Consider the following 23148-nt stretch of genomic DNA (forward strand, 5'->3'; position numbering starts at 1 on the left):
TCGATTGCACCAGGCCGTTAGGGAACCGCGCACGGCAACGTAGGCTTTCGGGCATGGGACGCCAGGTCTTCGACGACAAGCTGTTGGCTGTAATCAGCGGTAACTCCATCGGAGTGCTGGCCACCATCAAACATGACGGACGTCCGCAGCTGTCCAACGTGCAGTACTACTTCGACGCCCGCAAGTTGGTGGTGCAGGTATCGATCACCGAGCCGCGGGCCAAGACCCGTAACCTGCGTCGCGACCCACGTGCCTCGATCCTGGTGGACGCCGATGACGGGCGGTCCTACGCGGTCGCGGAAGGCACCGCAGGGCTGACGCCTCCCGCCGCGGCACCCGATGACGAAACCGTTGAGGCGCTAATTGCCTTGTACCGCAACATCGCTGGGGAGCATCCGGATTGGGACGAGTACCGCGAAGCGATGGTCACCGATCGACGGGTGCTGCTGACGCTACCCATCTCGCACGTATATGGCCTGCCCCCAGGTAAGCGGTAACCGGCCGGGATAAGCTGCCGGTATGGCTGCATCGAAGTCCCCGGAAAGCTCCGCCCCGGACGACGACAACAAGCGCAAGTTCCGGGAAGCCCTCGAACGCAAGATGGCGAAGTCCTCGGGGGCGACCGACCACAAAGACGGCGGTGGCAAGAAGCCGCGGGTGCATGGGCCCGTGGAGAACCGCCGGGAATTTCGGCGCAAGAGCGGATAGCCGCAGCCCCGGCAAACTGGCACCAAATGCCGGACTTGGGCGCCTCGCCGCGACCCAGTCGTAGACTGGCCGGGTGCCGAAGCTATAGCTTGTCCAAGATCCGGCCGCCGACGCGCTGTTGGAATCGAATCCATTCGAGTTGCTCGTGGGGATGCTGCTCGACCAGCAGTAGACCTTGACAACTGCGCTACGCATTCTGCTCAGCACCTGTGACCAGGACACGCGTAGCGTCAAACGCACACGACGTGTTCGTCTATGTCAAGGGTTGCTGGTATTCCACACGATCAGGCGCGAGCAGCATTCGACAGCTTCGTCCAGTTATGGACCACCGGCACAACGGCGGGCCGTCGTGCGCCCTTACTTCGACGCCCCGACGAGGTTGGTCTGGACTGTGAGGACGTCTTCTTTCCGTCTGTGGACGGCGTTCCGCGGGAGGGTTAGTTCATGCCTGCCGACTCAGACCGGCTGATCATCCACAACCACTTCGTGCCGGGTACCGCTACGGTTACCCGGGCCATCGTCCCGAGTTCGGCGGCTTGGGCGCTTCGACGCGGAGAGCCCATACGCTGCGCCTGCGACATTCGTAGGCTGATACGTGGAAGCAGTTACAGGAGGCGGCCGGGCTTCGAAAGATCGGTCAGCGAACGCCGACCGCATCGACCAACGCGATACTCGGCGTTGGATTCTGCGGGGCTTCTCTTGCTCAACAGATCACCCGACGCAAGCAGAAGGAGTCGACAACTGGCACTGCCCCAACGCACCACACGACTACATGGTGGCTTCGAACCGCCTTCTTCGCGGTGGCCAACGGGCTAACCCGATGCTGCACGCAGCGGGTGTCTCCGTTGGGGATTGGATGATCCGGAACATGGCCGAACGGGCGGTCAGATGACCACATCCAAATGAACCGCCTCCGGCACCTTGCCAAAATCAGTCCAGGTAACCGCTTGCGGGAAGGTGGTAGCGCTTCCGCCTTGGCTGGCCGACAGGATGATCGCCGATGGCCGCGCCAAAGCAGCTATGATCCGGATCGTTCATCTAGACGATTGGGCGGAGACAGAAGTCATAAACCCCGGTCTGGTTGTTGTCGAGAAGTTCGACCTGAACAGCGTGTGGTGAGACGCTGACCAAGAGTGGCCAGCAAGTAAGGACCCTGGCGGTCGAATATGTGCGTCAGTTCTTCGCGCTTCTTGGCGATCTCGTTCTCTATATAGAGGGCATTCGCGAGAGAAACTGCCAAGACCAGGGCAGCCACGACACGGACCCATGTTGCAGCGCGCAAGAAGAATGCAACAGCCGTGCCTGCTGCCACGACACCGACCCCGGTCCAGACTGGACCCGAACCGGACATGAGGCTGACTGACTGCATCGACATCACGAGCCCAACGAGGACAAGCACACAGACGCCGATCGCAACCGCAGTTTTCTTGTGCTTATCGGCAGCTCCTGAAGCGGGCGGCCCGCTCCATGCGGTGCCGTCCCAGTAGATCTGTTTCTCAGGGTTCGATGGGTCGGGATACCAACCCGGCGCGGGTAGGGGCGCGGTCATTTCTGCTCCTTCTCCCGAAGGTCCCAGCAACCTACAGTTCGAGGTCGAACGACATTGCCGAGGTGGCATGACAAGTCGTTAGACCCAGCTACGAGTGTGGGCGTTCACCCGCTTACAGGGCAACTGGTTCGCAAATATCGACCATCCCAGTTTCAGGGTTTGCTACCGACTTGGAGCCAACGCGCTCTTCTTCCTCCCAGGGCTCCGGCGTTGTTGATTAGCAGGCTTGTGAGCTGGGTTGATGATCTTTGGTGCCGCGCTATTGGGGCCGGAGTGTAGGCACGGGCTATCTGGAGAACGATCGAGTTGGTTACTGTTCGTCGTTGGTCTGCCCTGTTCTTCCTCCCTGCAAACATTTCGCGCCGAGCTCTTGTCAAAGCTGGGGCGTGAGACTCGCCAGATTGGCCGTATAGTGAAAAAGGTTGCGGTTTCACCTAGTCTCTCTGCGGACGACCTCTTTAAATAGCTCAAGTAGCTCAGGTGGAATTCCAGAGACGTTACCCGTTTTCGACTCATCGGCAAAGACGGGCGGCCCGAACACTGTTCGACCCGCAAAGAGTACCAAGTCTTTGCGTCCTTCAGGGGTGGGTATCTTCTCGGCGAACGCTCCAACGGAAATTATCTGCACGAAGGACACTTTTGCCCAACGGCTGAGAAGTCGATAGTGGGTAGATATTCGGGCGGCGTATGCGGCGATTCCTATCAATGGGAGTGTCAATGCGAATCGAAATAGCGTGTCTTGCCATTGAGCTGAAACTGGAGAGGCAATGATGAACATCCCCGATCCGATCGTCGCAAACAAGCAGCCAATTGCAAGTAAAGTCAACCGGGTTGCGGACTTTCCGTCCTTATCGGCCAGTCCCTTGAAGTGAGCACTCAGCGTGGCTGCCCCACCAAGTCCGGCCGCTTCTTCGGCCAGTTTGCTTGCCCGTATTGCCACTGCGGCTGCCTCGTTCGCAATCTCAACGGCGGTCCCGGCGGCTAGGGCCTGTGAAAAATCGTTGGCCGCTATCTGCAATTCGTCCGACCAGGCGCGCATAGCTTGGCTGAGTTTCGGGTCCATATTTGGATCGAAGGTATTCATTGAGACCCTGCCGCGCATGCGACTCGTCCACGCAATTAGGAAATTTATCAGATCTTTCTTTGTTGGACATTTATCCGCATCTGATGCGCAATTCAAAAAGTATTCCAAATGCTCTCGAAATTCTCTTATCGAGGCATCGTCAATCCGCATCACGAGGTAGTTTATTTGCTCTTGTTTCGCCGGCCCAGAAACATGTTTCACTGGGCTCTCAAATAGCAGGCGTAAGAGCGCGCTTGCGAGATTTCGAATCGCGAGGCTCGTTGTAAGATCGAAAATCGAAACGAGTTTTGTCGTCAATGGATCTTTGTCTTGTTCACGACTTGGATCGCGTAATGTGTCAAATAGATCCAGGAATTTTTTCAGCGCCTCGTAGGAACTTAACCGATCCTTAGCCGTCTCTTCCGGGACTATTCCATAGCCGTAAGCCCAATGTGGTGTTGGCTCATCCTGGGTCGCCGAGGTCGACATCATTTCACGATAGGGACCGTGCTAAGTCCGATGTGAGCGACGCGCCGTGCGCAATCAGCTCGTCGGCTGGATCGGTTGATGGGTGTGGTGAAGGAACTTGCCCACTACCGTTTGGCGATGATCGACATCTCGTCCCTGGCCATCTTTCCGGCCGGTTCGTCTAGCAGGGCATGCTGCACTCGGAAGTAGCAACCGTCTTTGGCGCCACTCGTCGCTGTCCAGGGTGTCCTCCGATCTAGGGGTTGTCCTACAGTCGACGTGTGAACCTCTGCCTAGCGCAGGACCCCGAGGCCGATGAACTCTTATCCAACAACCCGTTCGCACTGCTGGTCGGGATGTTGCTCGACCAGCAGGTTCCGATGGAAACGGCCTTTGCCGGCCCCAAGAAGATCGCCGATCGGATGGGTGGTCTGGATGCCGGCGACATCGCCGACTACGACCCGGACAAGTTCGCCGCATTGTGTTCGGAAAAGCCTGCAATACATCGCTTTCCGGGATCGATGGCCAAACGCGTCCAGACGCTGGCCCAGATCGTGGTGGACCGCTACGGCGGGGATGCGGCCGCGATATGGACCGCCGGTGAGCCCGATGGCAAAGAATTGCTGGGCAGGCTCAAGGGGCTACCCGGGTTCGGTGAACAAAAGGCGCGGATCTTTCTGGCGTTACTGGGCAAGCAGTACGGCGTGACGCCCGAGGGCTGGCAGGCGGCGGCCGGTGACTACGGCCAGCCCGGCACCCACATGTCGGTGGCCGACGTTGTCGACGCCCGTTCGCTTGGTCAGGTGCGATCGCACAAGAAACAGATGAAGGCAGCGGCCAAGGCGGCAAAGCAGTAGGTAGTAGGAGGGAAGGGCGACAACGTGAAGACACACATAACGTGTCCGCGCGGCGAAGCCATCGTCGGAAAGGACGAGGACGAGTTGGTCGAGCTCACGCAGGCCCACCTCGCCAGCGTTCACCCGGGTCTCGAATACGACCGAGACGCGATCCTGTTCATGGCGTACTGAGGCTCGCGTCTCGGCCGGCTCAACGGTGGTGCTAGGGCACCACCGTTGAGCCGATGGTGGGCATGAACTGGCATTGCCGTTCTTTGGTGGTGACCTGCCCGAAGATCGTCGACATGATGCTGCCCGAACCGGTGTCGGCAATCCCGGTCAACGTTGTGGGCCCCTCCGGATTGATGTCGGAGCGCGGCTTGAGCGTCACGCTTCCGGATTTGCCGGAGCTCAGGTTCACCCAGGTGACGTTCAACGGCAGCCGCTGCACCTCGGCGGGGCCGGGGGTGCCGACCGCGGTGAACACATAGGCGGTCTGGCCGGGCCCGGGGCCGGGCGTCGGGATGGTGGCCGGGCCCGCAACCGAGAGGGCGGTGGCGATGATGTTGCTACCGTCCGCCAGGCAGTTCGTGCCGATCGAGGGGTACATGAAGTCCTGCGTGGGCGGGGCGTCAGGGCCAAAGCCCGGTGCCGCGGCCGGTGCCGGCGCGGGTGCCGGTGCGGGTGCGGCCGCTTCGGGTGCGGGAGCGGCGGCGCCCGCGGGCAGATGTGCGAGTGTCCCAGGCTCGGCGCCCGGGGCCGGCACATGCGGCACCGGGGCACTGGCCGGCGGGGCGACCTCAACCGGGGCGGCGGCCGGAGCCGGCACGCCTAGCGGAGGTGATCCGGGGGCCGGGTTCACCGGCTCCTGGACGAACTGGTTGACCGACGACGCGACGTTGCGGGATTCGGTCGGGGCCGCCGGGTTGTGCGCAAATGCCTGCGCAGCTGCCATCAGCAACTGCGTCGCCTGCTCGGGATTGCCGGCCGCTTGCTGGATTATCGGACTAAGTTGAGCCAACGCCGGCAGACCCGGTAGCTGTGGGTTGGGGTTGGGCTGCGGCGCCGCCGGGTCGGCTGCCGCGCCCGGGCAAAGCCCGAACGCGGCAGCCGAGGTGACGACGACGGCGGCCAAACCTTTGGACAGACTCCAAGTGCTTGCCACGTAATTTCTCCCGGTCCTAGATGATGGTTTTAGCCGTCGGACGAGACGCTCAGGGCAGGGCCGCGAGCAACGTCTGGGGCTGGTTTGCAGGTGCGGCCGGCGCAGCGCCGGGGGCCGGGAGTCCCGGAATGGCGCCCCCGGTCAGCCCCGGCAGAGCGGCCTGAGCCAGACCGGGAATTGCCGACGCCAACCCCGGAAGTGCGGCCGCTGGTGCCGCCGGAGCGGCGGGTGCCGGTGCGGTGAGCCCCGGGATCGGGGCGTTCACCCCGGGGATGGACGGCGTTACCGCCGTCGCGGGGGACGGCGCAACCGGCGCGGCCGGCGCGGTAATCCCCGGAATCGGGGTGTTCACGCCGGGAATCGCCGGGGCGGTCGCCGGGGCGGCCGGGGCCAGCCCGGGCAGCACCGAGCCGAGGCCGGGTGCTGCGGGCACCGGCTGCGGAGCCTGCGGGGCGCCGAGCAACGGCGTGGTGCCCAGGGCCGTCGCCAGGTTCTGCAGGATTTGGGGCGCATTAGCGGCCGAGCTGATCAGCTGCTGCGGGATGTTGGGAGCAGGAGCCGGCGCCGGCGCCGGGTCTGCATGGGCGATTCCGCCCGTCAGTAGTGCAGCGGACGAACCGACCAAGACGGCGGCGGCGCGTACGTACGTCCAGATGGTTGGCATGACTCTCCCTGGTTATTAGTGACAGGTCCCGGGTGATGGTTGGTAGTGACAGGTCCCGGTTGCCGAAGCTATCGCGGTACGGATGTGACTCAAGTGACACGTGTGGCATTTATTTGATCGTTATGGATACGAGCGATAGCGGTGACCGGTCACCTGGGCAATTGGGTCGGCACTAGAGTCGGTCGCATCGACACGACCTCGGCCGCCCCGGCGGCAAGCACCACTCGGCACAAGGCGGTATCGCCGAAGGTCTGGGGGCGCCGTGGCGCGCCGTTGCTGCTGGTGTTCAGCGTCGCCGCGCGACTCGCCTGGACCTACCTGACGTCCAACGGAGCGAACTTTGTCGACCTGCATGTCTATGTCGGCGGAGCGGCGGCCCTTGGCCATCCCGGCAGCCTGTACAGCTACGTTTACGCAGATCAGACGCCTGACTTTCCGCTGCCCTTCACGTATCCGCCGTTTGCGGCGGTCGTCTTCTACCCGCTGCATCTGCTGCCTTTCGGGCTGGTCGCATTCCTGTGGCAGCTCGCTACCATCACCGCGTTGTACGGCGCGGTCCGGATCAGCCAGCGTCTGATCGGCGTGCCGGCCGAGCGCGGTCACCGCGCCGCGATGGTGTGGACGGCGGTCGCCATCTGGATTGAGCCGCTGCGCAGCACCTTCGACTACGGGCAGATCAACGTCCTGCTGATGCTTGCGGCGCTGTGGGCGGTTTACACCACGCGATGGTGGTTATCGGGCCTGTTGGTTGGCGTAGCGGCGGGCATCAAACTGACGCCGGCGATCACCGCCGTCTATCTGGCCGGCGTCCGGCGCTGGCGTGCCGCGGTGTGTTCGGCGATCGTGTTCCTTGTGTCCGTCGGTGTGTCGTTGCTGATCGTGGGTGGTCAGGCTCGCTACTACTTCACCGATTTGCTGGGAGACGCGCACCGGGTCGGGCCCATTGCGACGTCGTTCAACCAGTCCTGGCGCGGCGCAATCTCGCGAATCCTCGGCCATGACGCGGGCTTTGGCCCGCTGGTGTTGGCCGCCATCGCTGTCACGGCGGTGCTGGCGGTCCTGGCCTGGCGAGCGCTCGAGCCCGCCGATCACCTGGGCAAGCTACTGGTAATCGAACTTTTTGGTTTGCTGCTCTCGCCGATCTCGTGGACCCACCATTGGGTGTGGTTGGTGCCGTTGATGATCTGGCTTCTCAGCGGCCCGCTGCGCGATCGGCTCGGCGCGCGGATCCTGGGTTGGGGTTGGTTGGCGCTCACCGTCATCGGCGTGCCGTGGTTGCTGAGTTTCGCCCAGCCGACCATCTGGCAGATCGGCCGACCCTGGTACCTGGCGTGGGCCGGACTGGTCTATGTGGTGGCAACGCTGGCGACCCTCGGCTGGATTGCGACGACGCGTCAGCGGGCGCGCTAGTCCCGGTCGCGTGGCGAGGCGCTGGTCAGTCGCCGACGATGCCGTTGATGTCGCGGGCCATGTCGATGTCGTTTTGCGTGATGCCGCCCGCCGAGTGCGTAACGAGTGCGAAAGTAACTGTCCGCCAACGGATATCGATGTCCGGGTGATGGTCCTTGCTTTCCGCGTGCTCGGCCACCCGGCGCACGGCATCGATCGCATCGAGAAAAGTTGCAAACTTGATGGATCGGCGCAGCGCTCCATCGGCCCGTTGCCAGCCGTTGAGGCCGGGCAGTTCGGCGTCTACTTGCTCATCAGTTAACACAGCCATGTGGCCAACGGTACGCCGTGGGTTCATGGGTGCTGCCTAGCCCATCCGGGTTCTGCGGCATCGGGATCGGTGTGTCAGTTCGTCGTTGCGCGCCATCATGTTTGGCTTGCCCAAGCCGGCTTGGCGCGCAGTCAAGGCTGCGGTGGCGCAGGGCTGGGGGGTGTTGGGGCAACATGGCTTCGGTCGGATCGCAGTCCGCCGGATCTGGGAAGTGGCGCTGCCGGGTCGACTCGGCGAGATACCGTCACTGGCGATGCCGAATCAGATCGTCGTTGCCGGAGCCATCATCTGCGGCGCCACCGTATTGGTGGCGCAGCGGGTCCGGCCGCCGGAGCTGGCCGGTCGATGGGAGCTTCCTGGCGGAAAGGTTGCTGGCGGCGAGACCGAGCCTGCCGCGCTGGCTCGCGAGCTGGTCGAAGAACTCGGACTCGGCGTCGACGATGTCGCGGTCGGCGAGCGGTTGGGGGCCGACGTTGTGCTGGATGAAAAGACCGTATTGCGGGCATACCGGGTGCGTTTGCTGCGCGGGCACCCATGCGCGCGCGACCACCGTGCGTTGCGCTGGGTGACGGCCGATCAACTAGACGATGTCGACTGGGTACCGGCCGATCGGTGCTGGCTTGCCGACCTGGACCGGGCGCTGCGGCCAGCCCCGCCGACGGGTTAATCGGCCGCCTGCCACGCCCTGATCGGGATGGTGTTGCTCACGCTGTGACCCGTAGCCGGTCGGTGCCCGATGTGGCCGCGCGAAGTGGTTCGGTGTCGCTACCGCGCGGGTGGTAGGCCCTTTTTGGCCGATTCCCGGGGCTCACCGGGGGCGACACGCCGAGCGCGACAGCCCGAACCGGGGGCTCGATCAACGGGTCGACTCACCGGCCCAGTTCGCCTTCCGCTGCCTGCGCTGCCACAATCACCGACGTGCTATTCCGCAATGTCGCCATCGTCGCTCACGTCGACCACGGCAAAACCACCCTGGTTGACGCGATGTTGCGGCAATCCGGTGCCCTTACCGAACGCGGTGAAGTCCAGGAACGTGTCATGGACAGCGGTGACCTGGAAAGGGAAAAGGGCATCACCATCCTGGCCAAGAACACCGCCGTGCACCGACACCATCCGGATGGAACGGTGACGGTGATCAACGTCATCGACACCCCGGGCCACGCCGACTTCGGCGGCGAGGTCGAGCGCGGGTTGTCCATGGTGGACGGGGTGCTGCTGTTGGTCGACGCGTCCGAGGGCCCGCTGCCACAGACCCGGTTCGTGCTGCGCAAGGCGCTGAGCGCGCATCTGCCGGTGATCCTGGTGGTCAACAAGACCGACCGGCCTGATGCCCGCATCAAAGAGGTGGTCGAGGCCAGCCACGACCTGCTGCTCGATGTCGCGTCCGATCTCGATGACGAGGCGGCCGCGGCGGCTGAGCATGCGCTGGGGCTGCCGACGCTGTACGCATCGGGGCGCGCGGGCATCGCGAGCACCATCGAGCCGGCCGATGGTCAGGCGCCCGACGGCACCAACCTGGATCCGTTGTTCGACGTCCTGCTCGAGCACGTTCCGCCGCCGCAAGGCGACTCCGAGGCTCCGCTGCAGGCCCTGGTCACCAACCTGGACGCGTCGGCCTTCCTCGGCCGGCTCGCCCTGGTCCGCATCTACAACGGCAAGCTGCGCAAGGGCCAGCAGGTGGCTTGGCTACGCGAGGTGGACGGGGTGCCCGTGGTCACGAGCGCCAAGATCACCGAATTGCTGGCCACCGAGGGTGTCGAGCGCAGCACCACCGACGAGGCGGTTGCCGGGGACATCGTCGCTGTGGCGGGGTTGCCGGAGATCATGATCGGCGACACGCTGGCCGACCCGGACCATGCGCATGCCCTGCCGCGCATCACCGTCGACGAACCGGCCATCTCGGTGACGGTCGGCACCAATACCTCGCCGCTGGCCGGGAAGGTCTCCGGGCACAAGCTGACGGCCCGCATGGCCCGAGGCCGCCTGGACACCGAACTGATCGGCAACGTCTCGATCCGGGTCGTCGACATCGGGCGCCCGGATGCCTGGGAAGTGCAGGGGCGCGGTGAACTTGCATTGGCCGTGCTGGTTGAGACCATGCGCCGGGAGGGCTTCGAACTCACGGTAGGCAAGCCGCAGGTGGTCACCAAGACGATCGACGGCCAGCTGCACGAGCCCTTCGAGGCGATGACCATCGACTGTCCGGACGAATTCGTCGGAGCCATCACCCAGCTGATGGCCGGGCGCAAGGGCCGCATGGAAGAGATGACGAATCATGCCGCCGGTTGGGTCCGGATGGACTTCATCGTGCCCAGCCGCGGGTTGATCGGCTTTCGCACCGATTTCCTCACCCTGACGCGGGGGACCGGCATCGCCAACGCCGTGTTCGACGGTTACCGGCCGTGGGCGGGGGAGATCCGGGCCCGGCACACCGGGTCGCTGGTGTCGGATCGTTCCGGGGTCATCACCCCCTTCGCGCTGCTCCAGCTTGCCGATCGAGGTCAGTTCTTCGTGGAGCCCGGCGAGGACACCTACGAGGGCATGGTCGTCGGCATCAACCCGCGGGCCGAGGACCTCGACATCAACGTCACCCGCGAGAAGAAGCTGACCAACATGCGGTCATCGACCGCGGACGTGATAGAGACGCTGGCCAAGCCGCTCGAGCTCGACCTGGAGCGGGCCATAGAGTTCTGCGCGCCCGACGAATGCGTCGAGGTGACACCGGAGGCCATCCGGGTTCGCAAGGTCGAGCTGGACGCCACCTCGCGGGCTCGCAGCCGGTCCCGGGCCAAGGCCCGAGGTTAGCTTGGGGGCGCCCCGCGAACGTGAGCGTGACGCCAGTGCGAAATCCGGTTCGGTTTTTCGCAGCTGCATCACGCGCGAGGACCGCCTCGATACCCTGGTGGGTGTGTTCAGCCCAGTACGCCGCGTTTGCCTGACGGTCGGTGTGCTGATCACAGCGCTAGGTGTGGCGCTGTCTGGTTGTACGGTGAGTCCGCCTCCGGCGCCGCAGAGCACCGACACGACCCACAACACCCCACCGCCGCCGCCGCATCCGACCCAGATCATCATGGGCATCGACTCGATCGGCGCGGGGTTCAACCCGCACCTGCTGTCCGATCTGTCGCCGGTGAACGCGGCGATCAGCGCGTTGGTGCTGCCCAGTGCGTTCCGGCCGGTGCCGGATCCGAACTCGCCGACCGGCTCGCGCTGGGATATGGATCCCACCTTGCTGGTGTCCGCGGAGGTGACCGGCCAATCGCCCTTCACGGTCACCTACAAGATCCGTCCGGAAGCGCAATGGACTGACAACGCGCCGATCGCTGCCGACGACTTCTGGTACTTGTGGCGGCAGATGGTCAGCCAGCCTGGTGTCGTTGATCCGGCCGGCTACGACCTGATCACCGCCGTCCAATCACTGGAGGGGGGCAAGCAGGCCGTCGTCACCTTCGCGCAGCCCTACCCGGCCTGGCGAGAGCTGTTTGACAACCTGCTGCCAGCGCACATCGTCAAGGACGTTCCGGGCGGTTTCGCCGCGGGGCTGGCGCGCACCTTGCCCGTCACGGGCGGGCAGTTCCGGGTGGAAAACATCGACCCGCAGCGCGACGAGATCTTGATCGCCCGCAACGACCGCTATTGGGGGCCTCCGGCCAGACCTTCCCTGATCCTGTTTCGCCGTGCCGGGGCGCCTGCGGCGCTGGCCGACTCGGTGCGCAACGGCGACACGCAGGTGGCCCAAGTTCACGGCGGGTCGGCCGCGTTCGCCCAGTTGTCGGCCATTCCCGACGTGCGGACCGCCCGGATCGTGACCCCGCGGGTCATGCAGCTCACGCTCCGGGCAAATCAGCCCAAGCTGGCCGAAGCGCAGGTGCGCAAGGCGATTTTGGGTTTGCTCGATGTTGACCTGCTCGCCGCTGTGGGGGCTGGCAGCGACAACACCGTCACCTTGGACCAGGCCCAGGTCCGTTCACCGAGTGACCCGGGCTATGTACCGACCGCACCGCCGGCGCTGAGTACCTCCGCAGCATTGGCGCTTCTTGAAGGAGCCGGTTACCAGATCGAGAGCAACACCTCGGTTTCGCCGGCGCCGCCGGGGCCGGGGTCCACCACCACGCCGGTCAGCACGGGGCCGCCGGAAGTCATCCGCGGCGGCATCAGCAAGGACGGCAGACAGCTGACGCTGGTCATCGGGGTGGCGGCCAACGACCCGACGTCCGTGGCTGTCGCCAACACGGCGGCCGACCAGTTGCGCAACGTGGGGATCGCGGCCTCCGTACTGGCGTTGGACCCGGTCACGCTCTACGGCGACGCCCTAAACGACAACCGGGTCGACGCGATCGTGGGCTGGCACCAGGCCGGCGGAAACCTCGCGACATTGCTGGCGTCGCGCTATGGCTGCCCGGCGTTGCAGACCACGGAGGTCTGGGAGCCGACGATACCGGCGAACACACCCGCAGCAACCACGGGTTCGATGCCGTCTGCGGTGCCCAGCGCCGTCACACCGGTGCCGCCCGCGCCCAGCGAGCCACCCGGCCCGAACGCACTGTTTCGGGCGCCGTCGAACCTCACCGGCATTTGCGACCCCAGCATCCAGTCGAACATCGATGCCGCACTCAACGGCACCAAGAACATCAACGACGTGATCACCGCGGTCGAGCCGCGGCTGTGGAACATGTGGACCGTGTTGCCGATCCTGCAGGACACCACCATCGTTGCGGTCGGCCCTAGTGTTCGGAATGTCAGCTTGTCTGGCTCGGTGCCGGTCGGCATCGTCGGTGACGCCGGCCAGTGGGTGAAGACCGGCCCCTAGCTTCCGCCGTTGCTCCCGTAAAGCTATGGGAAATGGCCATTTTCGCTTTCTTTCTGCGCTCTATTGGGCCAATCATCAACGGATTGTGCAGAAACCGCGCAGTCGCCGCCCACATCGCGATACGCTCCGCTCAGGGCTGCCCTGATCGGGCCGGGGATGGCCAGCAATCAAGCTAGCGAAGCCATTGAAGCCGTGGTGGGGAGGCCCGAAATGTCTTTTGTATTTGCGGAACCGCAGTATTTGAGTGCGGCAGCAACCGATTTGGCAAGTATTGGCTCGACGATAGACACGGCGGGCAGCGCCGCAGCGTTGGCGACCACCGGTGTGATCCCGGCAGGTCTCGATGAGGTGTCGGCGGGCATCGCGGCCTTGTTCGGTGCACACGGCCAGGCATATCAGGAGCTCAGCGCCCGGGCGGCGCTGTTTCACGATGAGTTTGTCCGAGTGCTCAGTGCCGGCGCGGACGCTTATGCGAGCAGCGAAGTCGCCAATGCGCAAGCGGTGCTGGCGGCCGGGCCGGGCGGGCTCTTTGAACAGGTTGGCCGGGTGCAGGCTGGCTTCACCGCCAACCTGGTCAGCGGCGAGCTCGCGTTCAACCAGGCGCTGGTCGCCAACGAGGCGGCCGTGATTGATGCGGTTGGCGGCGCCAACAGCTTGGTCGGAGGGGTGATCTACGGCGGCTTCAACGCCACCAACTTGGTGGTGGGTACCGGCCAACAATTCGTGAACACCCTTGTGGGGGCGCGGATTCCGGCGAGTCTGAGCACCAGCTTGCTGCTCGGTGGACAGGTGCCCGGTGCTCAGATCGGTGCCGGCCTCTCTGGAGTGGTGCAGACCGGCCAGTCGCTGGCCGGCAGTTTCAACGCTGCGCTCTCGGGCATGGGAACTCAGCTGAGCGCCGCTTTGAGCGGGAGCCTCAGTGCTGGGCTCCCGGACCTGTCGAGCCTGGGGGCCCAGCTCGGCGCTGGGCTGTCGGGCGACTTGAGCGCAGGACTGCCCAGTGTTTCCGGGCTGGTGCAGACGGGGCAGGTGCTGGCCGGCAGCTTCAACGACGCCGTCGGCGGGCTGGGTTCTCGGGTGGCCGGTGTCCTGTCGGGCGCCGTCGGCGGGGAGCTTCCAGACTTGTCCGGGCTGGTGCAAGCCGGGGCGGTGCTGATGGGCGGTGTTGGCACTGCCCTTTCGGGTTTGGGCGCTCAATTGAGCGCGGCCTTGTCCGGGAGTTTGGGTACGGCAGTGCCCGGCCTCTCTGCGCTGATCCAAACCGGTGAATCACTGGCCGGCGGCTTTAACGCTGCGCTTGGCACGTTGGGCACCCAGGTGAGTGGGATGTTGTCGGGCGGCCTGGGTGGTGGGTTACCGGGGCTTGCCGCGCTGATCCAGACCGGTGAGTCGCTGGCGGGTGGTTTCGGCACCGGACTCACCGGGTTCATGGGCGGTGTTGACGTGCTGGGCAACTTGGGTGGTGAGCTGTCCGCTGTGGGCGCTCAGTTCAATGCCGCCGTCGCGGCGGGATTGACCGGTGACTTCTCCGGGTTCCCGGTACTGGTGGACACCGTGTCAGGCCTGCCCGGTGCGGTGCTCGCGCAACTGGGTCAAGCCCAAAACGGGGTATTGGCCGGTTTTGTCGACGGCCAGCTCGCGTTCAACCAGTCCTTGGTTGCCAATGAGGTTGCGCTGCAACAGGCCTTGTTCGGCACCGATGCGGCGCTCAACGGCGCGGTCAACCACGGGTTCAACGCGGTGAACCTACTGGTGGGTACGGGAGAGCAAGCCGTCAATGCCGTGCTGGGTGCCCCGACGCCGGCCAGCTTTACCGGCAGCCTGCTCGTCGGCGGCTCGCTCGAGGGCGACATACCGACCGGTGGTCTGCCTGGTGTGGCGCACCAGTTGCTGTTGCTCAACGCGGCTTTGGGAGGCCCAGCACTGGTCGATGCGTCGTGGTTGAGCCAGTTCGGCCAAGCCCAAGCGGCTTTCAATGCTGATGTGCTCAGCGGTCAACTGGCCTTCAACGAATCACTGGACACCAATGAGATGGCTTTGCAGCAGGCGATTTTCGGCACCGACAGTGCCCTCAATGGCGCGGTGAACCACGCCTTCAACATGGTCAACTTCACTCTGGGTGCGGGACAGCAGACCGTCGACGCGCTCTTGGGTGTCCCGGTGCCCGCGGACTTCACCGGCAGCCTGCTGGCCAGTGGTTCGGCCGATGCCTTCGGTGGCGTGACGACCGGTGGCTTGCTCGGTGCGGTGGAGCAGAAATTCCTGATGGATGGGGCCTTCCTGAGCGTCTTCGGTGTTCCGATCCAGGTGACACTCGACGGCCGCCTGCCGGAGCTGATCGGTCAGCTGACCGGCTCCGCCTCGGGTGGTGTTGAGGTAGGGACCGAGGTCGGTGGTGAAATTCCTGAGTAGCTATCGCTAGGGGCGCTATCGTGGCGGCACCAACGTTGATGTGCGTCAGATGTGAATATTTCTGGATCAATTGGTGAAAACCCGGCATGTCTGCACCGGAGCGGGGCTAGGCTCTGTGCATTCGCAATAGCCGCACGACCGGGCTGTGCGCTCAGTGGTCGTGCGCTTGAACCGGTGGTGATGCACGATGTCGCTCTTGACAACCGCTCCGCAAGTACTGACCTCGGCCGCAACAGATTTGGCGGGTATTGGTTCGACGATCAATGCGGCCGGCACAGCGGCGGCGGTGGCGACGACGAGAGTGTTACCGGCGGCCGCCGACGAAGTGTCGACGGCAATCGCCGCGTTGTTCGATGCGCATGGCCAGGCCTATCAACGGCTCAGCGCGCAGCTTTCGGAGTTTCACGATCAGTTCGTGCGAACCTTGAACGCGGGTGCGCAAGCCTATGCCGGCGCGGAATCGGCCAATGCCTCGCCACTGCGGGCAGTGGCTGCAGCCGCGGCGTCCTCGAGCCCCTTGGAGCAACTCGAGCAGCTGCAGATCAGCTTCAACACGTCCCTGGTCAACAACGAGCTCGCGTTCAACCATGCGCTGGTCACCAACGAGGTCGCGCTCGAGAAACTAATCTTTGGTACCGACAGTGCTCTCAATGGGGCACTCAACCGGGGCTTCAACGCGGGCAATCTGTTGTTGGGAACCGGCGAGCAAATCATCAACACCCTCCTGGGTGCTCCGGTGCCAACGAACTTCACCTCCAGTCTGCTGCTGGGCAGTTCGGCTCAGGTGTTCAACGACGGCCAGATCGGCGGCCTGCTCGGCGCCTTCGACCAGAGCCAGATGGTTCCCACCGACTTGGTTGGCATCTTCGCGGGCAGTGGGTCGCTGCTGCCGTCGGCGTCAAGTGTGTTCCCGGCCGCTGCACAGACGCTGTCAGCAAGTCCGGTAGGTGATTTCATGGAGCAGCTGGAAGCGGCTCAGATTGGCTTCAACACCGCAATGGTGAATAATCAGCTCAGCTTCAACCACGCCCTGGTCGCCAACGAAGTGGCGTGGGAGCAGAGTGTCTTCGGTACTGATAGTGCCCTCAATGGTGCGCTCAACCGCGGCTTCAATGTCGCCAACCTGCTCATTGGAACGGGCGAGCAGGCCGCAAACACCCTCGTTGGTGCGCAGGTGCCGGCAAACTTCACCTCTAGCCTGCTGCTCGGCAGTTCCGCTCAGGTCTTCAATAGCGGTGAGATCGGCGGTCTGGTGGGCGCCTTCGATCAGAGCTTGGTGATGGGCGCCGACTTGGTCGGCTTGATCACTGGCGCATAGGTACAACCCCGCGGTTGTGTGCGTTCGTTCAGCTGTCCGACGGCGCGGGGCGCTTGGGGGGGATGACCGTGTCGACGATGAGTGCCAATTCCCGCCGATTCGGCGGCGTCCCGGTGAGGATGAAGTGCTGGTTCATCAACGCGGGCCCGATGCGTGCGGTAAACGGGGTAACGGTGTCGGGATCCAGGTCACCTTCGCGGATGGCGGCCCGCAGAACCGAATCGATGATCTTGAGTCGCGGATGGACCACGGAGTTGGCGAAGATGGCACGCAGTTCGGGCTCGTGTATCAGCTGGCCGATGGCCACCAGGCCCGGGAACTCGGTCTTGCCGGCGAGGACATCGCGGTGTGCGGTGAAGACGGTCAGCAGGTTCTCTCGAGCTGACGGGCCGGGGCGCGGTTCCGGGGGTGGCGGCACCGCATAGTGCAGCGCGGCCTGGACCAGGTCATGTTTGCTCGCCCAACGCCGATACAGCGCGGCCTTGCCGGTCTGGGCGCGCGCCGCGATCCCTTCCATGGTCAGCCTGCCGTAGCCGACTGCGATGAGCTCGGCCAGGGTGGCCGAATACAAGGCCCGTTCGAGTACCTCGCCGCGTCGCCGGCTCCGGTAGGGGGTTAGCGTGGGTTCGGACAGCTGTGCCATCGTTCAATAGTAGCCGTTAGCGTCTCTTATTTCTCGGAATCGAACGCAATTGCGTTGTTGACGCTTGTCACTGCAAATATTACAAGCGGCCTACGCGTTTCTGGACGGGCCGCGTGGCCGGGATGGGCCGCGGCCGTGTGTGTGGCGGGTAGGGAAGGTGGGGAAGGAATCCATGCCTGAGACACCGCGCCTGCTGTTTGTCCATGCACACCCCGACGATGAGAGCCTCAGCAACGGCGCGACGATCGCCCATTACGCCGCGCGCGGGGCGCAGGTCCACGTCGTCACCTGCACCCTGGGTGAAGAGGGTGAGGTTATCGGCGACCGATGGGCCCAACTTGCGGTCGATCACGCCGACCAACTCGGCGGCTACCGCATCGGTGAACTCACCGCGGCATTGCAGCGGCTGGGGGTCGATGCGCCCATCTACCTTGGTGGTGCGGGCCGCTGGCGGGACTCGGGCATGGCTGGCACCGAGCAGCGGAGTCGGCGCAGATTCGTCGACGCCGACGACCGGGAGGCGGTCGGGGCGCTCGTCGCGATCATTCGGGAGCTGCGCCCGCACGTCGTGGTGACCTATGACCCCGACGGCGGCTATGGCCACCCTGACCACGTCCAGGCACACGTCGTCACCACTGCCGCGGTGGCCGCGGCGGGTTCGGTGGGCGACTGCGATTACCCGGGTGACCCCTGGGTGGTGCCGAAGTTCTACTGGACCGTCTTGGGGCTGAGCGCGTTCCTGGCGGGCCGGCAGGCGCTGACGCCCGACGATCTACTGCCGGAGTGGGTGCTACCGCCCGAAGACATCCCCTTTATCTACCCGGACGAGTGCATCGACGCCGTCGTGACCGGCGATTCGGACGCGCGGGCGGCCAAGATCGCCGCGCTTGCGGCGCACGCGACCCAGGTCACCGTCGGCCCGTCCGGACGCGCGTGTGCGCTGTCCAACAACATGGCGTTGCCGATTCTGGCCGATGAGCACTATCTGCTTGTCGCTGGTAGGGCGGGGGCCCGCGACGAGCGTGGCTGGGAAACAGATCTGCTTGCTGGTCTGGGCTTCACCGGGTTTGGCACGTAGGCTGCCAATCAGGCAGCCATGGAAGGAAACCCGTATGGACCCCGACCTGGACCCCAACTTGCAGCATTGGCAGGACAGGCTGGACAGTCTGCAGTGGGTCATCGGTTCGATCCTGTCCCAGATCGATAGCGTCCCGACCTGACCGCAACCCAATCGCGCGTCGTCTCGAGTGAAGAGGCCGGCGCAATCGATCCCGCGATACGTGCCGTAGTGCTGACGTTGTTGGCCGTGGACGGCGTCCTGTCTGCATTGATGGGGGCTCTGCTGCTGCCGACCTACTTGGGTTCGGTGCCCTTTCCGATCAGTGCACTGATCAGCGGACTGGTCAACGCCGCGCTGGTTTGGGCGGCCGAGCGATGGACCACATCGCATCGGGTGGCGGCGCTGCCGTTGTGGACATGGCTGGCGACCGTGGCGGTGCTGAGCTTCGGTGGGCCCGGCGACGACGTGGTGCTCGGTGGGCGTGGAGTGATGGCCTACGGCGCGCTGATCCTGATCGTGCTGGGGGCCCTGCCGCCGGGATGGGTGCTCTGGCGGCGCCAAGTCCGCGACCGCCCCAACGGCGCCTAGCCGCGCGGACCGAGGCGGTGCTCAGCTGCTCAGAACGGCAGCGGCGGGAACGGCGGGAAGAAGTTCCGTATCCAGTTGATCTCGGTTTGGATGAATTGGTTGACCGACGCCGTGGTCGCCGACCAGAAGTTGCTCAGCCCCTGACTGAACGTGATGGTGCCGTCTAGCCAGTCGAGCGTATTGAACAGGCCACTTTGCACTATCGGCTCAAAAAGGTAGTAGAAGAAATTGATCTGAGGCGCCAGGATGCCGATCCATGGCACCCAGCCCACCGCCCACGAGGCGAGGTTGAAGCCGTACTGCACCCACGGCTCGACGGCAAGGTAGAAGTTCTGGATGGCGGTGGCCACCGACACGGGCAGGATTGCTGCCGGCGCGGCGGCGGCGCTGGCGATCGGTCCCAGCAGCGAGCCGGAGGCCGCCGCGGTGGCGGCGCCGCCCGTCGGCGCCAGCGCCAACATGCTGGCGTTGGCGCCCAGCGCGTTGGAGCCGGCGCCCGCGAAAACACTCTGGACCTTGCTCACCGCGTTGGCCACGATGCCGCCCTGGCCCATCAGCGGCTGCCCGAGCAGCTTCTCGGCGGGGCTGTTCACCGCACTCAGCAGGGTCTTGGCGGCGTTGGCCTCGGCGGATGCATAGGAGTTGGCGCTGGTGTTCAACGCCGCGGCGAATTGGCCGTGAAAGGTCGAGAGCTGCGAGCTGAGCCGCTGGTAGATCTCGCCATGTGACGAGAACAGGGCCGCGACCTGGGCTGATACCTGGTCGCCGGCGGCTGCGAGCACTCCGGTCGTCGGAGCCGACGCTGCGGCGTTGGCCGAGCTGATGGTTGTACCAATACCGGCTACATCCGAAGCGGCTGCCGTCAGCGCCTCCGGCACGGCGGCCACATACGACATGGCGTAACACCCCCTGCTGTACCTACTTGGCTGCTAGCGTATCGCGATCCGCGGCGGTTCGCCCCGGACTCACCAAACACATGGCGCGTGCTGGTCCGTCGAGTGCCGGCCCTGCCGCTACTGTTGCGCATATGGCACCCGCCAAGGCTCGAATTGTGGACGCACGGATGAAATCGGGGCGTGGGGAAGTTACACCAACGTGCCGCTGACCTCGCGCCAGGAGCCCACCGCCCTGCCCAGCCCCGTCGTTCCGCCCAAGCCCAGTGCATCGGCGCTGCGGCGGGTACTACGGCGCGCGCGAGACGGTGTTGCGCTCAACATCGACGAGGCCGCCGTCGCGATGTCGGCGCGCGGCGACCAGCTGGCTGAGCTGTGTGCCGGCGCGGCCCGAGTGCGTGACGCTGGTCTGGAATCGGCCGGACGCCACGGCACGGGCGGTGGTCTGCCGATCACCTATTCGCGCAAGGTATTCATCCCGGTCACCCATCTATGCCGTGACAACTGCCACTACTGCACGTTCGTCACCGTCCCGGGCAAGCTGCGGGCCCAGGGCGCCGGAATGTATCTGGAGCCCGACGAGATCCTCGATATCGCACGGCGGGGGGCCCAACTCGGCTGCAAAGAGGCCCTGTTCACCCTTGGGGATCGTCCCGAGCAACGTTGGCCAGAGGCGAAGGAGTGGTTGAGCGAGCGCGGGTATGACACCACGCTGGCTTATGTGCGGGCCATGGCGATCCGGGTGCTCGAAGAGACCGGGCTCTTGCCGCACTTGAATCCGGGGGTGATGAGCTGGTCGGAGATGTCGCTGCTCAAACCGGTGGCGCCGTCGATGGGCATGATGCTGGAGACGACGTCGCGGCGGCTGTTCGAAACCAAAGGCCTCGCGCACTATGGCAGCCCGGACAAAGACCCGGCGGTGCGGTTGCGCACTCTGACCGACGCAGGTCGGCTTTCCATACCGTTTACCACCGGTCTGCTGGTCGGCATCGGTGAGACGCTGGCCGAGCGGGCTGACACGCTGCATGCGATTCGTAAGTTGCACAAAGAGTTTGGCCACGTCCAGGAAGTGATCGTGCAAAGCTTCCGGGCCAAGGAACACACCGCAATGGCAGCGGTTCCCGACGCCGGAATCGAGGATTACCTGGCGACGGTCGCGGTCGCCCGGCTGGTGCTCGGCCCGGGAATGCGCATTCAGGCGCCACCGAATCTGGTTTCCCAAGACGAATGTGTGGCGCTGATCGGTGCCGGTGTCGACGACTGGGGTGGTGTGTCGCCGCTGACGCCCGACCACGTCAACCCCGAGCGGCCGTGGCCCGCATTGGACGACCTGGCCGCCGTGACTTCGGGAGCGGGCTACGAACTGGTGCAGCGGTTGACCGCGCAACCCAAGTACGTGCAGGCGGGGGGCGCCTGGATTGACCCGCGGGTGCGCAGACATGTTGTGGCGCTGGCTGATCCGGCGACTGGTTTCGCACGTGAGGTCAACCCGGTGGGTCTGCCGTGGCAGGAGCCTGACGATGTCGCGTCGTCGGGTCGGGTGGATCTCAATGCGGCGATCGACACAGAGGGACGCTGCACCGAGGCGCGTAGCGACCTCGACAGCGCTTTCGGTGACTGGGATGCGGTCCGTTCACACGTGCACGAGCTGGCCGCCCGTGGTCCCGAACGCATCGACACCGATGTCCTGGCCGCTCTGCGTTCCGCCGAGCGTTCTCCCGCGGGCTGTTCCGACGAGGAATGTCTTGCGCTGGCCACCGCTGACGGGCCTGCCTTGGAAGCTGTTGCCGCGCTTGCGGATTCGCTGCGACGCGATGCGGTCGGTGACGACGTGACCTTTGTGGTCAACCGCAACATCAACTTCACCAACGTTTGTTACACCGGCTGCCGATTCTGCGCGTTCGCACAGCGCAAGGGCGACGCCGACGCCTATTCACTGTCGGCGGACGAGGTCGCCGATCGCGCCTGGGAAGCCCACGTGGCCGGAGCGACCGAGGTGTGCATGCAGGGGGGCATCGATCCCGAACTTCCGGTTACTGGCTACGCCGACCTGGTGCGCGCGGTCAAGGCTCGGGTGCCCTCGATGCACGTGCACGCGTTCTCTCCGATGGAGATCGCCAACGGTGTGACCAAGAGCGGGCTGAGCATCCGCGAGTGGCTGACCGCTCTGCGTGAGGCCGGTCTGGGCACCATCCCAGGCACCGCCGCCGAGATTCTGGACGACGAGGTGCGTTGGGTGCTCACCAAGGGCAAGTTGCCGACGTCGCTGTGGATCGAGATCGTGAGTACCGCGCACGAGGTGGGGCTGCGGTCGTCATCGACCATGATGTACGGCCACGTCGACAGCCCGCGGCACTGGATTGCCCACCTCAATGTGCTGCGCGATATCCAAGACCGCACCGGCGGGTTCACGGAATTCGTGCCGTTGCCGTTCGTGCACCAGAACTCGCCGTTGTACCTGGCTGGCGCGGCCAGGCCGGGCCCCACTCATCGCGACAACCGCGCGGTGCATGCCCTGGCGCGGATCATGCTGCACGGCCGCATTCCCCACATCCAGACCAGCTGGGTCAAACTTGGTGTCGAGCGCACTCGAGTGATGCTCAGCGGCGGCGCGAACGACTTGGGCGGGACGCTGATGGAGGAGACGATTTCGCGGATGGCCGGTTCCGAACACGGATCGGCAAAGACCGCTGCCGAACTTGCGGCTATCGCCGCGGGGATCGGTCGGCCGGCGCGCCAGCGCACCACAACGTACGCTTCGTTGGCCGCCTAGCGAGTCGCCGGCACCCGGTGGTTTCCTCCGGAGATTACGTTAATGGGCGCCGCGCCGACTGCTGTGGAGTTATACTGCCGCGCAAGCTATTAGAGTTGTCCGCGGATATCGTCGGACATTTGCACGCCGCTGCGCCGAACGCGCGTAGCGGGCATCGCGGCTGGGCAATCACGAGCTCGGCGGAAGTAAGCTCAATCGCGTGCGGTGTCATCTGTCGCCGATGTGTGTTCGCGCGCACCGCACTCAGGAACGGCACTCATCTCCCTCATGGGAACTGATCGACTGGACGGCGGCGGGCGTCCGCAGGTAGATGGCATTGCCGTGCAGGAAGTTTGAGTGTTTGCCCCGATTGGCGCGATGCTTGCCAGGGTGGCTGCTAGGGCAGCGCGGAGTCGGGGCACTCGCGGGCGGTTGTCGTGTTGGTAAACCCGGGCAATGTGCCGAGTTTGTCGAATAACCGACAAAAGTGCGCCGGGCC

At 64.8% G+C, this 23148-nt stretch carries 20 protein-coding genes and 2 pseudogenes; 15 read left to right on the forward strand and 7 right to left on the reverse strand.

Annotation, left to right across the window (positions count from 1 at the left end):
• Positions 1-53 precede the first annotated feature (53 nt).
• From MMSP_RS08575 to MMSP_RS29775, 3 genes and pseudogenes are all read left to right on the forward strand, one after another.
• Entirely contained in the window at positions 54-497 is a 444-nt protein-coding gene (locus tag MMSP_RS08575) for a PPOX class F420-dependent oxidoreductase (protein WP_015356848.1), read from the forward strand.
• A 22-nt stretch (positions 498-519) separates the two neighbouring features.
• Positions 520-708: a DUF5302 domain-containing protein gene (locus MMSP_RS08580; protein WP_011739232.1), complete on the forward strand. Its 189-nt coding sequence runs from the start codon at positions 520-522 to the stop codon at positions 706-708.
• Between the two features lie 273 nt (positions 709-981).
• Positions 982-1250: pseudogene (locus MMSP_RS29775) on the forward strand (alpha/beta hydrolase); the annotation flags it as partial.
• A 521-nt stretch (positions 1251-1771) separates the two neighbouring features.
• Here MMSP_RS29775 and MMSP_RS25785 read toward each other — a convergent pair.
• Positions 1772-2257 (reverse strand): DUF2510 domain-containing protein, encoded by a 486-nt coding sequence (locus tag MMSP_RS25785; protein WP_235065715.1) that lies wholly within the window; start codon positions 2255-2257, stop codon positions 1772-1774.
• A 241-nt stretch (positions 2258-2498) separates the two neighbouring features.
• Here MMSP_RS25785 and MMSP_RS27460 point away from each other — a divergent pair.
• Positions 2499-2588, forward strand: a pseudogene (locus MMSP_RS27460) (transposase); the annotation flags it as partial.
• 99 nt (positions 2589-2687) lie between these two features.
• Here MMSP_RS27460 and MMSP_RS26740 read toward each other — a convergent pair.
• On the reverse strand, positions 2688-3809 hold the full coding sequence (locus tag MMSP_RS26740) for a hypothetical protein (RefSeq protein WP_152522440.1): 1122 nt from the start codon (positions 3807-3809) through the stop codon (positions 2688-2690).
• A gap of 260 nt (positions 3810-4069) precedes the next feature.
• Between MMSP_RS26740 and MMSP_RS08595 the strand changes: the two genes are divergently transcribed.
• Entirely contained in the window at positions 4070-4645 is a 576-nt protein-coding gene (locus tag MMSP_RS08595; RefSeq protein WP_020786293.1) for an HhH-GPD-type base excision DNA repair protein, read from the forward strand.
• A 24-nt stretch (positions 4646-4669) separates the two neighbouring features.
• Positions 4670-4816 (forward strand): hypothetical protein, encoded by a 147-nt coding sequence (locus MMSP_RS25795; RefSeq protein WP_020786294.1) that lies wholly within the window; start codon positions 4670-4672, stop codon positions 4814-4816.
• A 31-nt stretch (positions 4817-4847) separates the two neighbouring features.
• Here MMSP_RS25795 and MMSP_RS08600 read toward each other — a convergent pair whose 3' ends face one another.
• On the reverse strand, positions 4848-5879 hold the full coding sequence (locus tag MMSP_RS08600) for a hypothetical protein (protein WP_369797348.1): 1032 nt from the start codon (positions 5877-5879) through the stop codon (positions 4848-4850).
• Positions 5839-6453 carry a hypothetical protein gene (locus tag MMSP_RS08605; RefSeq protein WP_020786296.1) on the reverse strand — a complete coding sequence of 205 codons (615 nt, stop codon included), beginning with the start codon at positions 6451-6453 and terminating at the stop codon, positions 5839-5841. The genes MMSP_RS08600 and MMSP_RS08605 overlap by 41 nt, the downstream gene beginning before the upstream one ends.
• 141 nt (positions 6454-6594) lie before the next feature.
• Between MMSP_RS08605 and MMSP_RS08610 the strand changes: the two genes are divergently transcribed.
• On the forward strand, positions 6595-7863 hold the full coding sequence (locus MMSP_RS08610) for a mannosyltransferase (RefSeq protein ID WP_020786297.1): 1269 nt from the start codon (positions 6595-6597) through the stop codon (positions 7861-7863).
• A 25-nt stretch (positions 7864-7888) separates the two neighbouring features.
• Here the strand turns inward: MMSP_RS08610 and MMSP_RS08615 are convergent, their stop codons facing one another.
• Complete coding sequence (locus MMSP_RS08615; protein WP_020786298.1) at positions 7889-8173, reverse strand: 4a-hydroxytetrahydrobiopterin dehydratase; 285 nt, start codon at positions 8171-8173, stop codon at positions 7889-7891.
• Positions 8174-8426: 253 nt separating this feature from the next.
• On the opposite strand from MMSP_RS08615, the gene MMSP_RS08620 reads away from it, so the two are divergent.
• The 5 genes from MMSP_RS08620 to MMSP_RS29545 all read left to right on the forward strand — a co-directional run bounded on the left by MMSP_RS08620 (position 8427) and on the right by MMSP_RS29545 (position 16713).
• Positions 8427-8840, forward strand: coding sequence for a (deoxy)nucleoside triphosphate pyrophosphohydrolase (locus MMSP_RS08620; RefSeq protein ID WP_106407442.1), 414 nt, complete (start codon positions 8427-8429; stop codon positions 8838-8840).
• Between the two features lie 251 nt (positions 8841-9091).
• Complete coding sequence (typA, locus tag MMSP_RS08625; protein ID WP_020786300.1) at positions 9092-10978, forward strand: translational GTPase TypA; 1887 nt, start codon at positions 9092-9094, stop codon at positions 10976-10978.
• A 97-nt stretch (positions 10979-11075) separates the two neighbouring features.
• Complete coding sequence (locus MMSP_RS08630) at positions 11076-12983, forward strand: ABC transporter family substrate-binding protein (protein ID WP_084472667.1); 1908 nt, start codon at positions 11076-11078, stop codon at positions 12981-12983.
• A gap of 210 nt (positions 12984-13193) precedes the next feature.
• The gene (locus tag MMSP_RS08635; protein WP_036426343.1) at positions 13194-15395 is read left to right on the forward strand and encodes a PE family protein; all 2202 of its coding nucleotides are present in this window, start codon (positions 13194-13196) and stop codon (positions 15393-15395) included.
• A gap of 187 nt (positions 15396-15582) precedes the next feature.
• Positions 15583-16713: a PE family protein gene (locus MMSP_RS29545; protein ID WP_020786303.1), complete on the forward strand. Its 1131-nt coding sequence runs from the start codon at positions 15583-15585 to the stop codon at positions 16711-16713.
• Positions 16714-16741: 28 nt separating this feature from the next.
• Here the strand turns inward: MMSP_RS29545 and MMSP_RS08645 are convergent, their stop codons facing one another.
• Positions 16742-17356, reverse strand: coding sequence for a TetR/AcrR family transcriptional regulator (locus MMSP_RS08645; RefSeq protein ID WP_020786304.1), 615 nt, complete (start codon positions 17354-17356; stop codon positions 16742-16744).
• 172 nt (positions 17357-17528) lie between these two features.
• Between MMSP_RS08645 and mshB the strand changes: the two genes are divergently transcribed.
• The gene (gene mshB / locus MMSP_RS08650; RefSeq protein WP_020786305.1) at positions 17529-18434 is read left to right on the forward strand and encodes an N-acetyl-1-D-myo-inositol-2-amino-2-deoxy-alpha-D-glucopyranoside deacetylase; all 906 of its coding nucleotides are present in this window, start codon (positions 17529-17531) and stop codon (positions 18432-18434) included.
• Positions 18435-18572: 138 nt separating this feature from the next.
• Positions 18573-19004 (forward strand): hypothetical protein, encoded by a 432-nt coding sequence (locus MMSP_RS08655; RefSeq protein ID WP_036426345.1) that lies wholly within the window; start codon positions 18573-18575, stop codon positions 19002-19004.
• Between the two features lie 29 nt (positions 19005-19033).
• On the opposite strand, the gene MMSP_RS08660 is transcribed toward MMSP_RS08655, so the two are convergent.
• Positions 19034-19900 carry a PE family protein gene (locus MMSP_RS08660; protein WP_020786307.1) on the reverse strand — a complete coding sequence of 289 codons (867 nt, stop codon included), beginning with the start codon at positions 19898-19900 and terminating at the stop codon, positions 19034-19036.
• A gap of 199 nt (positions 19901-20099) precedes the next feature.
• Between MMSP_RS08660 and MMSP_RS08665 the strand changes: the two genes are divergently transcribed.
• A complete protein-coding gene (locus MMSP_RS08665; protein WP_020786308.1) occupies positions 20100-22670 on the forward strand; it encodes a bifunctional FO biosynthesis protein CofGH in 2571 nt (856 codons plus the stop codon).
• Positions 22671-23148: the final 478 nt, after the last annotated feature.

This window comes from Mycobacterium sp. 012931 (genome assembly GCF_000419295.1).
Taxonomy (GTDB): domain Bacteria; phylum Actinomycetota; class Actinomycetes; order Mycobacteriales; family Mycobacteriaceae; genus Mycobacterium; species Mycobacterium marinum.

Excerpts from the sequence above, each read along its gene's own strand:
- MMSP_RS08575 (WP_015356848.1), top strand. The coding sequence starts at position 54 with ATGGGACGCCAGGTCTTCGACGACAAGCTGTTGGCTGTAATCAGCGGT.
- MMSP_RS08580 (WP_011739232.1), top strand. The coding sequence starts at position 520 with ATGGCTGCATCGAAGTCCCCGGAAAGCTCCGCCCCGGACGACGACAAC.
- MMSP_RS25785 (WP_235065715.1), bottom strand. The coding sequence starts at position 2,257 with ATGACCGCGCCCCTACCCGCGCCGGGTTGGTATCCCGACCCATCGAAC.
- MMSP_RS26740 (WP_152522440.1), bottom strand. The coding sequence starts at position 3,809 with ATGTCGACCTCGGCGACCCAGGATGAGCCAACACCACATTGGGCTTAC.
- MMSP_RS08605 (WP_020786296.1), bottom strand. The coding sequence starts at position 6,453 with ATGCCAACCATCTGGACGTACGTACGCGCCGCCGCCGTCTTGGTCGGT.
- MMSP_RS08615 (WP_020786298.1), bottom strand. The coding sequence starts at position 8,173 with ATGGCTGTGTTAACTGATGAGCAAGTAGACGCCGAACTGCCCGGCCTC.
- MMSP_RS08620 (WP_106407442.1), top strand. The coding sequence starts at position 8,427 with ATGCCGAATCAGATCGTCGTTGCCGGAGCCATCATCTGCGGCGCCACC.
- MMSP_RS08635 (WP_036426343.1), top strand. The coding sequence starts at position 13,194 with ATGTCTTTTGTATTTGCGGAACCGCAGTATTTGAGTGCGGCAGCAACC.
- MMSP_RS29545 (WP_020786303.1), top strand. The coding sequence starts at position 15,583 with ATGTCGCTCTTGACAACCGCTCCGCAAGTACTGACCTCGGCCGCAACA.
- MMSP_RS08645 (WP_020786304.1), bottom strand. The coding sequence starts at position 17,356 with ATGGCACAGCTGTCCGAACCCACGCTAACCCCCTACCGGAGCCGGCGA.
- mshB (WP_020786305.1), top strand. The coding sequence starts at position 17,529 with ATGCCTGAGACACCGCGCCTGCTGTTTGTCCATGCACACCCCGACGAT.
- MMSP_RS08660 (WP_020786307.1), bottom strand. The coding sequence starts at position 19,900 with ATGTCGTATGTGGCCGCCGTGCCGGAGGCGCTGACGGCAGCCGCTTCG.